The organism is Chitinophaga nivalis (assembly GCF_025989125.1).
In the GTDB taxonomy this organism is placed as follows: Bacteria; Bacteroidota; Bacteroidia; order Chitinophagales; family Chitinophagaceae; genus Chitinophaga; species Chitinophaga nivalis.
Genome location: NZ_JAPDNR010000001.1, coordinates 252,805 through 266,881, shown reverse-complemented (window position 1 = coordinate 266,881; position 14,077 = coordinate 252,805). Strand labels below are relative to the sequence as shown.

The 14,077-nt window shown below is 41.0% G+C and carries 9 protein-coding genes and 1 tRNA gene; 3 read left to right on the top strand and 7 right to left on the bottom strand.

The genetic code is table 11. The annotated features are described in order from the left end of the window. The first annotated feature begins 964 nt into the window (after positions 1-964). From OL444_RS01040 to OL444_RS01030, 3 genes are all read left to right on the top strand, one after another. Entirely contained in the window at positions 965-3,670 is a 2,706-nt protein-coding gene (locus OL444_RS01040; RefSeq protein WP_264735105.1) for an Ig-like domain-containing protein, read from the top strand. A 514-nt stretch (positions 3,671-4,184) separates the two neighbouring features. After that, positions 4,185-6,128 (top strand): immunoglobulin domain-containing protein, encoded by a 1,944-nt coding sequence (locus OL444_RS01035; protein ID WP_264735106.1) that lies wholly within the window; start codon positions 4,185-4,187, stop codon positions 6,126-6,128. Positions 6,129-6,448: 320 nt separating this feature from the next. Further along, positions 6,449-6,844: a carbohydrate-binding module family 14 protein gene (locus tag OL444_RS01030; RefSeq protein WP_264735107.1), complete on the top strand. Its 396-nt coding sequence runs from the start codon at positions 6,449-6,451 to the stop codon at positions 6,842-6,844. A gap of 163 nt (positions 6,845-7,007) precedes the next feature. On the opposite strand, the gene OL444_RS01025 is transcribed toward OL444_RS01030, so the two are convergent. The 7 genes from OL444_RS01025 to OL444_RS00995 all read right to left on the bottom strand — a co-directional run bounded on the left by OL444_RS01025 (position 7,008) and on the right by OL444_RS00995 (position 14,074). Next, positions 7,008-7,352, bottom strand: a complete 345-nt coding sequence (locus OL444_RS01025) for a DUF5615 family PIN-like protein (protein ID WP_264735108.1) — start codon at positions 7,350-7,352, stop codon at positions 7,008-7,010. Further along, positions 7,349-7,591: a DUF433 domain-containing protein gene (locus OL444_RS01020; RefSeq protein ID WP_264735109.1), complete on the bottom strand. Its 243-nt coding sequence runs from the start codon at positions 7,589-7,591 to the stop codon at positions 7,349-7,351. The genes OL444_RS01025 and OL444_RS01020 overlap by 4 nt, the downstream gene beginning before the upstream one ends. A 176-nt stretch (positions 7,592-7,767) precedes the next feature. Beyond that, positions 7,768-8,184: a hypothetical protein gene (locus OL444_RS01015; RefSeq protein ID WP_264735110.1), complete on the bottom strand. Its 417-nt coding sequence runs from the start codon at positions 8,182-8,184 to the stop codon at positions 7,768-7,770. Positions 8,185-8,821: 637 nt separating this feature from the next. After that, entirely contained in the window at positions 8,822-9,334 is a 513-nt protein-coding gene (locus OL444_RS01010; RefSeq protein ID WP_264735111.1) for a hypothetical protein, read from the bottom strand. Between the two features lie 2,160 nt (positions 9,335-11,494). After that, entirely contained in the window at positions 11,495-11,887 is a 393-nt protein-coding gene (locus OL444_RS01005) for a hypothetical protein (protein ID WP_264735112.1), read from the bottom strand. 240 nt (positions 11,888-12,127) lie between these two features. Then, positions 12,128-12,199: transfer RNA gene (locus OL444_RS01000), tRNA-Arg, on the bottom strand. 57 nt (positions 12,200-12,256) lie between these two features. Beyond that, positions 12,257-14,074, bottom strand: a complete 1,818-nt coding sequence (locus tag OL444_RS00995) for an AMP-dependent synthetase/ligase (RefSeq protein ID WP_264735113.1) — start codon at positions 14,072-14,074, stop codon at positions 12,257-12,259. Positions 14,075-14,077 lie beyond the last annotated feature (3 nt).

Sequence of the window (14,077 nt, the reverse complement as noted above, 5' to 3'; positions counted from 1 at the left end):
CAATACCGGGTTGTTATTGTAAATCAGGTAGCATGACGCCTAGTTTACCTTGGATACACCGTTGTACTGCCAGCAGGATATATCCTTGATAAAGAGGGGCCGGAAGGCCCCTTATACTCTTCAGAATAGATAACCATAGTATGATTCATCTACCGATGGAATTTCATCTGTCCTCTTTCAAACACATCGCAGGTAATAGATGGAACAAATCTTATGACCACATATTATATTCGTTGCTATGACGCGGACTGCGTTCTATAATGTAGTATAAATGTTTAGTTTTATTATTAATGTTTATTGATTTGAAATGTTGTTATTACCCTCTTGTTTAATCCCATGGTTTCAATGACATGATAGATGAGACTACGCTGGTTTTCTCCCATTAGTTGAACTGTTTTCTATGATTTCCTTATACCTGCAAAAGAATAAGGCGTTTTTGTTTATTGGATATACTATCCCTTTTGCAACTATTAAGTGTACAGGAGACTTGTGCCCAAAGTGTTTATGCAAATACCCGAAAAGTGATGTTACAGGTTTATGTTTGCTTTGTGGGATCGATCACTCCGGCTGCTGTCAATATATATCCTGATCCAACCAATGGTGCTGTATATTGCAATTTCGGGGTAAAGATAAACCTGGCAGGACATATCTTGCAAAGGACTTACTTCACCACTAACAAATATTATCTGCCGGATTCATGGGCCAACGGTATTTATATAATGGAAGTAAGAACCACCGATAAAAAAGTGTTTGTATCAAAGATTATCCTGAAAAGATAATCATGTAGCTATCCTGAAATGAAAATGATATAGCTCTGCGGATATATACAAAATACAGGTACATATCAGTTTTGTATGAGTATGGGAGTAATGGTAGTAATGGTAGTATCTGTTGCTATTTACTGTCCGGATAAAGTAACAACAACAATGAGATAATGTAGTGTTGACGTTTAAACTGACCAGTTATGTTTCCTTTTATTATTTCACGATGGTGTATTGGGGGCTGTATCTCCCTGTTATTGCTGATGTTTACTGTTGCCGGTAAATCCCAGACAGTTCCCTGTAATTCTGCCAATGCACAAGTCACCGAAACGAGCGGAATTTGTATTGGCTGTTATGTCGATAATCCGGGACTAGCGGTGGATAACAATCCCGTCACATTTTCTACCCTACATGTAATACTGGGACTATTAGGGGGATATACCCAACAACAATTGATTTTTCCGGCAAAGAGTAATGCCGGAGATAGTGTGAAAATTTTTCTCACAACACCTGTTGGGCTGTTGGATCTGAATATCCTGGGGAATGTGGAAGTAGCTACCTATAATGGGATGGTGTATAATAATGATCGTAAACCCATCAACAACGAACTATTGCATTTACAGCTTATTTCCAGTCAGCAGTTTTTATTGTCGTGGGCGCCATCACGGCCTTTTGATAAAGTAGAAATAAGGCTTAATTCCGGTGTGTTGCAATTGTTGAATGCTATTAATATTGGTTACGCGCACCTTGAAGTGCCCAAACCATTAGCGATATCCCCCCTGGTAAAAGTGTGTAACGGAAAACCGGCGTCACTGGGTGTTACAGGCCCTGCTGGTGTGATGTACGACTGGTATAGGCAATCTGTTGGTGGAATTCCTGTTTTTACAGGCGCAGATTATACAACCCGGCCGGTTAAAGGAGATAGCAGCTATTATGTGCAGGCCAAACGGGGAGATTGTCCTAATCCGGAAAGAACACTGATAAAAGTAACTGCATTACCCCTTCCTGGCCGTCCTTTGGTTTCGGAACCAGTAGATAGTATTTGTAAAGGTACGCCGGCTGCTTTCATCGCCAGCAGTGTACCCAATATCACGCATTACTGGTTTGGGGTATCAATGGGAGGAGTTCCTCTGTTAGCTGCGGATACCTTTATTACCACTCCTTTAGGTACTAATACTGCATTCTATGTGGAGGCCCGGGAAACAACAGGTTGTGTGAGCAGTAGCCGTGCGGCAGTGATGGCGAGTATACTGCCACCAGGCCCCGGTGTTTCTATGGGGGCTCCCCGTACATGGGGAGGAACAGGTGGGGATAAGTTCACCGCTATCATTAATAGCCCTTATTCGTCAGATAAAGGTTTTCTTGTTGCAGGTGTAACGGCCTCCAATGACGGCGATTTATCAGGCCAAAATCATGGCTTATTGGATTGGTGGCTGGTAAAACTGGATTCCGCCAATAACAGGAAGTGGAGCAGGACAATTGGAACGGCTGGTGTAGACAGTCTGCATGGTATAGTAGCTACGGCAGACAAAAAATTTGTTGTATGCGGTGTATTTAATCTGCAAACAAACCCAGTAGGACAGATTGTCGGAATAGATGGGAATGGTAATACTTTATGGAGCCTGCAAACAAATTTGCGTAATCATATCCCGGCTACCCTGCTGAATGTAACGAAAATAGTCGTTGTAGGCACAACGGCGAATGCCATCAATCTGATGTTATTGAATAGTACCGGGGCGATTATAAGAACGGTCAGTTATCCCGGTAATTATGCGAGTGATAAGGTATCTGTTATCCCGCTTACAGATGGGGGACTTTTAATAGCGGGTAGTACTTCCGCTGGTTCGGTATATGGGAAAGATGTTTTCATTGCGCGGGTAGATAGTTTCCTGAACCGACAATGGGAAAAGGTATTTCTAACTGAAGGAGATGATATTATGGTTAGTATACAACCGGCAGGTGAAGGCCGGTTTATTGTAAGTAATGTTATCCAGGACAATTTATTACAGCATGCTGCCGCCAGGGTCATGAAACTCAGTGAAGATGGTATATTGAAATTTCTCAAGGTTTTCAAGGTGGGTACACTTTCGGCCAGCGGGTATAAAGATATGGATCATTCCCGTTTTTCTCCGAAAAGAGGAGGTTTGATAGATGTAAATGTCTCCAATGTTCTTAATTGTAATAATGTCAACGTTTTATCCAAAGATGAACGTGCTGCCTGTGAATCCAGTTGCCGGAAGGGTGGTTGCAGGGTATCGAAGTATCCGGACTTATCATCGGTTTCATCTGAAAAACGCACTTTACCCGTGAGAGCGCAGCATACTACGTTGGCGATTCAGTTACCGGAAGGCGGCGCTGATGGAAAATTATACCTGGTAGAATTGGATAGTATAGGAAATGTTGTTGCCATACAAGCAGATACTACACAGGTATTTGCGCCAGCGGCTACTACTTACATTCCGGGGGGAGGAGCTTTAATGGTAGGCGCTACCAGTGGTGTTAGTAAAGCTAAACTGGCTAAAGTGGATCCGCCATCCTGCTTGCCTGATGTGATGCCCTCATTGCCATTATCGGCTTTACTGGTGCAGGATACTTTACCGGTAATATCCAGGGATAATGTATTGGCAACCCATGTCGACTCAAAAGAACAATCATCTTCATTGATAGTATTTCCGAATCCTTTTACGGAAAGCCTCTCCTGCCGATATCAGGTAAAAAAGGCAGGGAAAATAGTAATAAGGTTAATTAATATGGGTTCCGGACAATACACCATATTAAGAACAGTAACTGCTACCGCAGGAATGTACAACTTACAGGTAAACACAAGACATTATCCTGCAGGGATGTATATCCTTCAATTAGAACAGGCTGGTGAAAAGCAGGTATCAAAATTGATAAAACTTAATTAATCGGATACGGTCGGCTGGTGATAGTGATTATACAGGGGGAAAGGCAAACAGGTATAGGGCTGCTTTTTCCCCGTAGGATATCTATATTTAATGAAGATATAGCAGGAATGTATTTAATCAGGAAACACATAGACCCGATGGTTGTTACTACTGTTATAATTAAACATAGCGTGGGTATGGGCGGTTTGGAAGGTCAACTGCCAGATATAAATTATTTTGACAGATTGCATGGTGGAGCAATATTCTTTTGAGAGGTAGATTGGGTATGAAAACTGTTTGATACTGCTCATAAATAAGTGAAATTGTTCCCGATTTACTTACCGGCAGATAATCTTATTATTGGTTATAATGCAGCCGCGCTGCATCATTTCAGTACCCTGTTGGCATGAAAAATAGTAACGTTGGAATGCCTTATTTTTAGGATGTTAGCCCGGTTTGTTCCCATCAACTTAGCCATATACCAATACTATTTTGTAACCCCTGCTGCATTGCGTAATGCATTAAATTTTACCTTATGAAAACATGGTTGTATTTACCTGAATCGTTGCTGTGCCCAGTGACGGCCCTATGTGCTGCTTTTTTACTGTTTGTCTCAAATAGCTATGGACAGGCGATCTATGCCAATAAACAGGTGAATGCCGTGACCGGCGTTTGTTTATTGTGCAGTATTAGCAATCCCGAATATGCAGTGGATAGTGATCTGACGAATTATTCCTCCTTTAATGCGCCGGTGGAACTGTTAGGCGCCAGTCTGTCGCAGACGCTTATCTTTCCCACTACCAGCGGATCCGGGTGCGATTCGCTGATTATAAAAGTAGGTAGCAGTTACGCCTTAAATACGGATGCCTTCAAAAATATTACTGTGCGTACCTATAACGCCTATACCCCAAATAATGATTCGGTATCGCCTGCTGCTACACAAATACGTATCCTGCCGGATAATACCCAGGCCTTGCTGTTGTTTCAGCCTACGCGGCCATTCGACAGGGTAAAGATTACCTATAATGCGGGCGTGGCAGCTTTATTGGGTAGTTTTCGGGTATATTATGCCTATCACACGGATGGATTGCCGGGGCCTGCTACCATACCGGCCAGCGATACGGCGATATGTATCGGTGGATCCGCAAGGCTGTCACCCTTACGTGTCCCGGGTACGACCTATCGTTGGTATGATCGTGCTACAGGCGGAAATTTACTGACGGCGGCGCCGAATACCTATATGCTTACGGTCACTCCTGCGGTTACCACTACCTATTATGTAGAGGCGGTATTGGGAACATGTATCAGCCAACGTACGCCTGTTAAGGTAACCGTTCATCCCAAACCGGCAAATCCTGTTTACAACGTACCTTCCGAAACCTTGTGTGGAGATGTATCCGTACGTGTAGAGAATCATCGGACAGACATTAACTATAACGTCCGTATCAAATATGTGGCGATAAAAGGAACTGTTTATGATACGGCCTATACCGTCAGAAACAAAGATCAGTTTGTAGTACGGGATATTAATTATCCCACACATGTACAGGCGGGGATCACCGTGCAGGCTGTCAATGCCATTACCGGTTGTAAGTCTGATAGTGTATCAGCCTCTTTGATGATCGGAGGGCATGGTGAGTTGATAGAGACAGATGCTGACAGCGTATCTATCTGTAAAGGAGACAGTGTTACCCTGCATGCATTTATGCCCAACAATACGGTAGCTATCATCAAGTGGTATGATGCGCCGGTGGGTGGTAAGCTGCTGTTTACCGGAGCTTACTATAAGGTGAGCCCGGCTGTTACCACCACGTACTATGCTATCATTAGTTTTGCGTGCGATAATGCGGATCGCCTCCCGGTGAAGGTACTGGTACGTAAGTTACCGGATCCTATATACAATGTTTCGCAAGGTTTCCTATGTAATCCACCCCGGTTGACCATTACTAATCACCAGACAGGATTCAATTATCGGGTAAAAGTAGCAGCAGATTACTTTTCCGGTAAACCATTTGATACGGCATATACTGTCTTGAACCGCAATACCATTGATATTCCTCCGTTGGTATTTTATGTGCCTGCGCAAACCCGTGTATATGTACAGGCCGTAGATCCGGTGAGTGGTTGCCGGTCAGACAGTGTACGTAAAACTTTTACCATAGGTGGGCATGCCAGTTATCCCAGTGTAGGAGCCGATTCGGTGAAGATCTGTAAGAAAGAAAGTGTTACGCTACATGCATTTATTCCCCAGGAAACATTTACTGTTTTCCGTTGGTATACAGCACCGACAGGAGGAACGCTACTGTATACCGGTGACTATTATGAAGTTAGTCCGGCGGTGACAACGGTGTATTACGTTTCCGCCGGATTTGAATGCGAGTATCCGGTAAGAAGGCCGGTAAAAGTTATTGTTAATCCATGTACGCCCGGTGGTACTGCAACGGCAACAGATCCGGCTACTGTAACAGGGAATAAATAAAACTACTTTCACTTTAATACATCCACGGCTATCAATAACTGTTATTGATAGTCGTGGATGTATCTGATCGGAGCAGTAATAAGAGCATTATATGCAGATGATGATTTTATATCTGCGTATAATAAGCACCGTTAGTCGTTCCTTCATTTCCACTTTACAGCATATGAAGGAAATGAAGCAGGGGAGATAGATACGGGAGATGCTGCTGTGGGAAATATTCTTTGACTAAAAAATACGCTGCGGCATTACAGCAGTGAGAAGGTTTAATTTACCAACTATACGCTGGCGTTCTATTTATTAACCTATAATGTAACACACTTATGAAGTACATCAAGTCGATGCTCGTTTTATTCCTGTTTGCGGTACCTGCTATCCTGAATGCGCAAACGATGTCCACTACACCTCCCATCACCCATGAACCGGTATTCCTGACAGTTACATCTAATGCTATTGGCAGCGGATCTTTGGAGGCATCATCGGCTGTAAAAGCTCCGGCAGCAGTAACTACACCCATGTCAGTATTTGTTTGTGCGGCGAGTGGCAGATATGCTAACCCGGACAATTGCCATGCCTACATTTTTTGTATAAGAATGGCAGATGGTACCTTTCAACGGAGAGATTATACCTGCGCTGCCGGTATGGCCTTTGATGCGAATAAAAAAGTTTGTGTAACTGAGGCAACGGTGAGCAATCCGTATCCGCCTTGTAATAATTAATTAATAAAAGGGATGTAAGGAATAATCTTTACATCCCTTTTATTAATTAATTGAAACGATGATGATAAAGGAAAGCTGTTTGTTGTCGTGATGTGTAGTAATTTGATTGGCAGGTGTAGTAGAATAGTTGCCACTAATATTACTGTCTTGATATTAGCAGTAATTATAGCTGTCTGATACGAATCTTTTTAGGTGTAAGCGTTACGAATACAGGACGTTTTAGTGGTTGTGTTTTCAATAGATGTATAACTGCTTGAGTTATTTCCTTATATTCATAGAAAGCATATCGGAGAAAAAGAACACTAAGGTTTTTTATATGGTGTGCAAATACCCATTCTCCAAAGTCTTTATCTTCTGTCAGTAGTAAATAATCATTTTTCAAAGCCCATTCAATCACTTTTTCATCTTTAATCCCTTTGTTTAATTCAGTTACAGAAGTAACCTCAAAGCCTGCATCTCGCAGTGATTTGACAATATAGGTATGTATGTTTTCGTCAGCTAATATCATGCAACTGCTATAATACTTTCATTTGCGATCACATCAGATGCATAAGCCAATACTGCATTTATTGCAGCAGGTGTTAATGAGGGGTAAGCTGTTAGCAGGTCGGAAGGAGTTGCTCCTTCGGATAATCTTTGTAAAACTAATGCTACAGTAATACGAGTACCCTTAATAATTGGTTTTCCGAGCATTATATTAATATCTGATTCTATATATTCTCTGTAGTCTATCATCTTAAAGGTCATTGTGTCTCACAATTTACAAAAAATAAGCTTCTTTTCTTACTTTATCATTGTCCATTCCAATCTTTACTTATTTCCACTTGTACTTTGTAGTGCCTGCTATTTCTGAGAGTATTCCTAATGAAAAGAATACCCGCAGTAATTTATAATGCTGGATGATTTGCCTGCTATGATGCTACCTATAATATATCCAATTCAACATATCCGTTGTTTATATCCGCCTGCGTAATGGTGTGGATAGCACTGGTCACCTCAATAGAAGATAGCAACGTAAGTCTTTGTGCTATTTTATCACCTACGGCAACTGAAATATTAGCGATAGACGAAGGACAGGGCACGTTGGCAATAATGAATCCATTTTCATTGATAATGTCAAGATCTCCAATAGCGACATTCGCTAAACAAGTGGTTGTTCTGATGCCAAGAAATGAGGTAAGGTAACAACGAGCGGCTATGGTTGCCAAGGGTTTGGTCTTTATGCCAGATGGGGTGTTAGCATACTTTATGGTGGTATTGTTCTTTACTGGTGGAATGGCGTCTGCTGTAAGCAGTTGTACCGTAAATAGGAATGCAATAACCAATAACAGCTTTTTCATGGTTTTAGGTTTGAGGAGGGTGGATAAATGAATGGAATAATGGTGATTGTTGTATTTGTAAGTTGTATTTCAATATAAAGATAAAAAGGTGCGGGAATCTTTGAGCAGCAGCGGTCCTTACTTCATTTATATTGTCCTCATGGCTGAATTTGTCTGCCATTTTTAATCCGCTTTAGATACGTTAATAGCAGTAGCATAGCTTAACTTGTGTTTATTCAATTAGTCTTTACTATCCGCATTGTCTACCTGTAATCCATCAGCCTGGCTTTTCTATTTAATAACACTCAAAATACTGCATCATGAAAAATGTTCAATTGTTTGGGAAGATCCTGAGTAGAAATACCTTGGGTAAAATTAAAGGAGGAGTTCATTTTGAACTTCAACTATGCAAATTATTAGGAGGAGAATGTTTGAATAATTGCCCACAAACAGCACAATTTCCTGCGATCTGTCCGACAGGGCAAGTATGTTGTATATGGATCTAAGGATAGGCCTTTAAAGAGGTGTATTTCACATGTGGGGTAACTGTTCATGGTACAAGTACAATTTCACACAGTTTTCAGCACTATTTGAACTATTGATACCAAACGAAATTTATTGCCATAAAAAAAACCGGATTTAACCGGTTTTAGTTTTATTAAATCATTTTTTTTGATATCGTTAACTCAGCTCTTGCCTGCTGGTGAACTGGATACAATGTTATTATAATTCTAACTGTGTAATATATTTTATAACTGCCAGCAAATGTTTCTGTCAGTTCTCCTTCAACAACTGCGCGATCCGGACTATAGGAGCTGGAACTTTTTTGCGTATAAACCCAATTCACTGCTCCTGGTTTAGACAGGTTTGAAGTGTGAACAGTTAGATTATTGCCTACGCTAAACCATATCTTTAAAAAATTTGGAAACCTGGTCATTCCATTGAATTGGAAAAAAGCCTCCCCTTGTTGAAATAAATTTACAGAAGTATCAGTTTGGGTAACCGGTATATTCTCAGTATTTATCTTTTGATCAAATATGCTCTTTGACTGTTCAACGGGTGGGTTATTCTGGTCAGTATCTAATGATAAATCACTTGATTTTTTACAACCAAAGACTCCTATGAGTAGGGCCATGGCAACAGACAGAGATAATAGGTTAACTTTCTTCATAATTTTAGGGATTTGATGATTGTCTAAATATATGAGATCATACTGCCGCATTTTGTGAGTAAAAAAATATCACTTATTTGCAATCTGTATTTCGAATAAAGACCTAATTGATAATACCGGCAGGCACCTGGCTACGAGGGTTCAGGCATGAGGATTTTATAACCTACTTTTTCTTTGGTCGTATGTAGTAGGGTAACTGCCTGGTATTGCCATGTAGTTGAGTTTTAAACAAACCGTAATCATTAAGGAATGTGGGGGTAATCATTGCTTGATTCCTTACGCAGCCGGATTTATATATTATCTTATGATACCTTTTTTACGCATTTTATCTGTGCTACATTGGTTTGTAGCTTTTAAAGCTATTTAGTGTTATAAGATGTTATATGATTTTTGCAGTGATGATGAACTTTTACAGAAAGATTACAGAAAATTGCTGATATGATATGGGATGCCATTCAATAGCGGCAGCATAGCCTAATTTGTATTTACTACACTGGCCTTCACTTTCCGTACTACTTACCTGTAATTCATTAGCCCAGGCTTTACTATTAAACAGCATTCAAAATCATTAAACCATGAAAGCGAAAAAGACTTTTGGTAAATCTCTTTGTAGGGAAGAACTGAAAATAGTAAAAGGTGGGATTGGTACCGTGTCAACCAGTTTATGCATTTTTTGTAATGCTCTAAATTATGTTAATTGCTGCGTGTTACAGCATGCGTCTTGTTGTCCGAAGTGATTATTATTAAGACACAAATTTTCAGCCGGAAATAGAAGTAACACTTATATTTTCGGCTGTTGTTTTTATATAGGTAAGCCGAAATCATTAGGGCGTGTGGAATTAATCTTCTGTTATGCTGATAACTGTTATGGAAAAAAAAAGAGATGACTGGGTAAGTTTATCGCAATAGCATTAACTAATTTTAATTAATTCCGTTGGCCCTTAGTATCCGCACTATTTATCTGTAATTCATCAGCCTGGCTTTCTATTAAGTAACCCTTCAGAATAAATAATCATGAAAAAGTTTGAATTATTAGGCAGAAGCCTGAGTAGACACGATATAAAATCTATTAAAGGTAGAAGTTCTCGTACTTGTCCTACTTTCCAATGTATACAAATTAATGATATTGTGAATTGTCAACTCAATATTGGCTGTACCTGTATATTAACCGGTTTTTGCCAATCTCTTGGTTAATAGAACTGCTTTTACATTAAAAATATAATTTGTATCATTTGAGTAGCCTAAAGTATTTCGTTTTAAACGCGCACTGTTTTGCATCTCAAACGAAAAAGAGTTTCAGTGGATTGACGTTGAAACTCTTTACTGTTATGGCCCTTTGCGACTATTCCACGGCATTTTCTTTTCAGGTTTTGTCAGGATGGTAAAAGATTTTAAAACACCCTCATTTAGTGTCATATTATGTTACATAATTTCAAGTTTCTATGCTGTTTCACCCTTGCGCGTGCGTTTTATGTGTAAAAAATTCTTCGTAAACCTTGCCAATCATGTTTTAGGAAGGCATTAATGAGCCTGGTATGAATATCAGTATACGCTTCCCTATACTGGTATCGTGCAAAATATTATTAACCCTTTAATAGCAGTGGAATAACCTAATTTGCATTTATTACGCTGGCCTTCACTATCCGCACTGCTTACCTGTAATTCATCAGCCTGGCTTTCTATTAAGTAACCCTTCAAAATAAATAATCATGAAAAAGTTTGAATTATTAGGCAGAAGCCTGAGTAGACACGATATAAAATCTATTAAAGGTAGAAGTTCTCGTACTTGTCCTACTTTCCAATGTATACAAATTAATGATATTGTGAATTGTCAACTCAATATTGGCTGTACCTGCATATTAACCGGTTTTTGCCAATCTCTTGGTTAATAGAATTGCTTTTACATTAAAAATATAATTTGTATCATTTGAGTAGCCTAAAGTATTTCGTTTTAAACGCGCACTGTTTTGCATCTCAAACGGAAAGAGTTTCAGTGGATTGACGCTGAAACTCTTTACTGTCTTATGCCCCTTTGGGGCTATTCCACGGCATTTTCTTTTCAGGTTTTGTCAGGATGGTAAAAGGTTTTTAAACACACCTCATTTAGTGTCATATTATGTCACATGTAGGCACCCCGAACTTCGGCCATAAGAATTAGAGTTAAGAATTGATTCGTTCCCCTTTTTCTGACCGGGTGTTGAAGTCTTCAAAATGAGACAAGAATGTAATCCGTTCTATTATTTTTTTCCCGGTAACTGTATCCAGCAGTTCTTTTAGCTGTTCAGGAGATGGGATTTGGTGATCATGATCATTTCTGTATTTGCGATAAGTAGTTTTAATGGTGTGATCTAAATAGTCAAGTCGCGCATTAAATTCCGGATGTTCGGGGAAATCTTTCCCGGCTGTCATAACTCGCTGACTAATCTTATTCCAGTACAATGTGGGGATTTTTTCAGAAAGATAATATCGTAGTGTTTCACCTTCATCAGTAATGTTTGCAAAAATGGTGCTTTCTACATCTTTGGGCCTTTTTAAATAAAATCTTACTTCCATAGTTATAGGATTGAAAGGGTTACAAAGAAGCAAGCAGTTTGGGGAAAGCAGCACGATATTATTAATGTCAAATATAGTACTAATCTATTTTTCTGGGGAAACTCCTGGGGAAAAATGGGGACGGTTTTGGGGACATTTTTACTTAATGCTGCTTTATCTCCCTTTATCTCTCTTCCTGCTGCCACCAATGAAAAACGCCCAGGCATAGTAAAACTAAGCCTGGGCGAGTAAACGTTGTTGTAGTCCCGACAGGGATCGAACCTGTATCTAAAGTTTAGGAAACTTCTATTCTATCCATTGAACTACGGGACCAATTCCTTGCCCCAAATCGGGGATCGGGTGGCAAAAGTAAGGGTTTTAATTTTATTTTTAAAGACTTTCTATATCGACTTTGCCGCCGGAAGGAGTATAAATACCAGCAATCTGGTCTTTGTATCTTTCCAGGATCACCTTCCGTTTTACTTTCATGGTAGGCGTCAGTTCACCGGCGTCTACGGTCCATTCATGTGGCAGCAGTACGAACCTTTTTACCTGTTCAATATGGTTAAAGAACTGGTTGTATTTTTCTACGGCCTGCTTATAGAGGTCAATGACTTCCGGCTTTTTCAGCAGCACTTCATTGGTGTCGGCGGTAATGCCGTTTTTCTGCGCCCAGTTACGGAGGTTATTGAAAGCCGGTACGATGAGGGCCGCGGTGAATTTGCGGTCTTCGCCCACTACCATGAGTTGTTCAATATAGGGCGATTCCTTGAACTTGTTTTCAATGGGTTGTGGTGCTACAAATTTGCCTCCGGAGGTCTTGAAGAGTTCTTTTTTACGGTCGGTTATCTTCAGAAATTTGTTGTCTATCATTACCCCGATATCGCCGGTATGGAACCAGCCATCGGTAATGGCTTCTTTCGTGAGATCAGGCCGTTTATAGTAGCCGATGGTAACGCTGGGACCTTTGCAAAGGATTTCGCCGTCTTCGGCTATTTTAACCTCTACATTGCTGATAACGGGACCTACGGTGCCGAACATACGTTCCTCTTCGTTGTACCGGTTTACGCTGATAATAGGGGAGGTTTCGGTGAGGCCGTATCCTTCCAGGATAGGGATGCCGGCAGCGGTGAATATGCGGAGCAGCCGTACCTGGCAAGCTGCTGCACCGTTTATAATCGTTTGTACATTGCCGCCTAAGGCTGCACGCCACTTGTTGAATATAAGTTTATTGGCCAGCTTTAGCTGCAGGTTGTACCAGACTCCCTGGTTTTTATTGATTTCATATTGTTTGCCCAGGCCTACTGCCCAGAAGAAGAGCGCGCGTTTGATACCTGTAAGCGCCAGGCCCGTGGTCATGATCCTTTCGTATACTTTTTCCAGTAAACGGGGAACGGTGGTAAATATCGTGGGTTTTACCTCTTTCAGGTTATCGCCGATGCTTTCCATGCTTTCTGCATAGTATACAGGGATGCCATTAGTCAGGTAAATATAGGTAACCGTTCGTTCGAAGATATGATTGAGCGGCAGGAAGCTGAGAGCTTTAGCATCTTTATTTACCGGCAGATAGGGAACACAGGCCAGTACGTTGCTCATAATGTTGTGATGGCTGAGCATAACGCCTTTCGGTGTGCCGGTGGTACCGGAAGTATAGATGATAGTTACCAGTTCTTCCGGGGAAATATCTTTTTTGATGGCTTCAATCTTAGGATAGTCTGCGGTATCGCCGAGAGACAGGATTTCTGTCCAGTGCCGGGCGCCTTCCACTTTGTTGAAGGTAAAGATGGCCTCGATGGTGGGGAATTTATCCCGCATGGCCAGTATCTTTTCCAGCAGTTCCTTATCGCTTACAAATAGCAGGCGGGCCGCCGCATCGTTCAGTACATAGGCGAGTTCATGTTCACTGATCGTAGGATAGATAGGTGTCAGCACGGCTCCCAGTTGCTGACAGGCCAGGTCGGTGATGATCCATTCGGGTCTGTTGGGGGAGATGATGGCTATTTTATCCTTCTCTTCATTCTGTGTAATACCAGCCCTTATGCCCAGTTTGAGTAATCCGGCACTGAATTTAAGGGTGATGTCCGCTACTTCCTGTGTACTGTACTGCTTCCATTGTCCGTTTTCTTTGCTGGCCAGCATATCTTTTTTGGGATAGTTTGCCAGTTGGTGTTGAATAACGTCAAATAGTCGTTGCGGTTGGTCCATCATGCT

Bases quoted from the DNA above. Each gene is read 5' to 3' on its own strand.
- OL444_RS01040 (WP_264735105.1), top strand. From the start codon at position 965: ATGTTTCCTTTTATTATTTCACGATGGTGTATTGGGGGCTGTATCTCC.
- OL444_RS01035 (WP_264735106.1), top strand. From the start codon at position 4,185: ATGAAAACATGGTTGTATTTACCTGAATCGTTGCTGTGCCCAGTGACG.
- OL444_RS01030 (WP_264735107.1), top strand. From the start codon at position 6,449: ATGAAGTACATCAAGTCGATGCTCGTTTTATTCCTGTTTGCGGTACCT.
- OL444_RS01025 (WP_264735108.1), bottom strand. From the start codon at position 7,352: ATGATATTAGCTGACGAAAACATACATACCTATATTGTCAAATCACTG.
- OL444_RS01020 (WP_264735109.1), bottom strand. From the start codon at position 7,591: ATGACCTTTAAGATGATAGACTACAGAGAATATATAGAATCAGATATT.
- OL444_RS01015 (WP_264735110.1), bottom strand. From the start codon at position 8,184: ATGAAAAAGCTGTTATTGGTTATTGCATTCCTATTTACGGTACAACTG.
- OL444_RS01010 (WP_264735111.1), bottom strand. From the start codon at position 9,334: ATGAAGAAAGTTAACCTATTATCTCTGTCTGTTGCCATGGCCCTACTC.
- OL444_RS01005 (WP_264735112.1), bottom strand. From the start codon at position 11,887: ATGGAAGTAAGATTTTATTTAAAAAGGCCCAAAGATGTAGAAAGCACC.
- OL444_RS00995 (WP_264735113.1), bottom strand. From the start codon at position 14,074: ATGATGGACCAACCGCAACGACTATTTGACGTTATTCAACACCAACTG.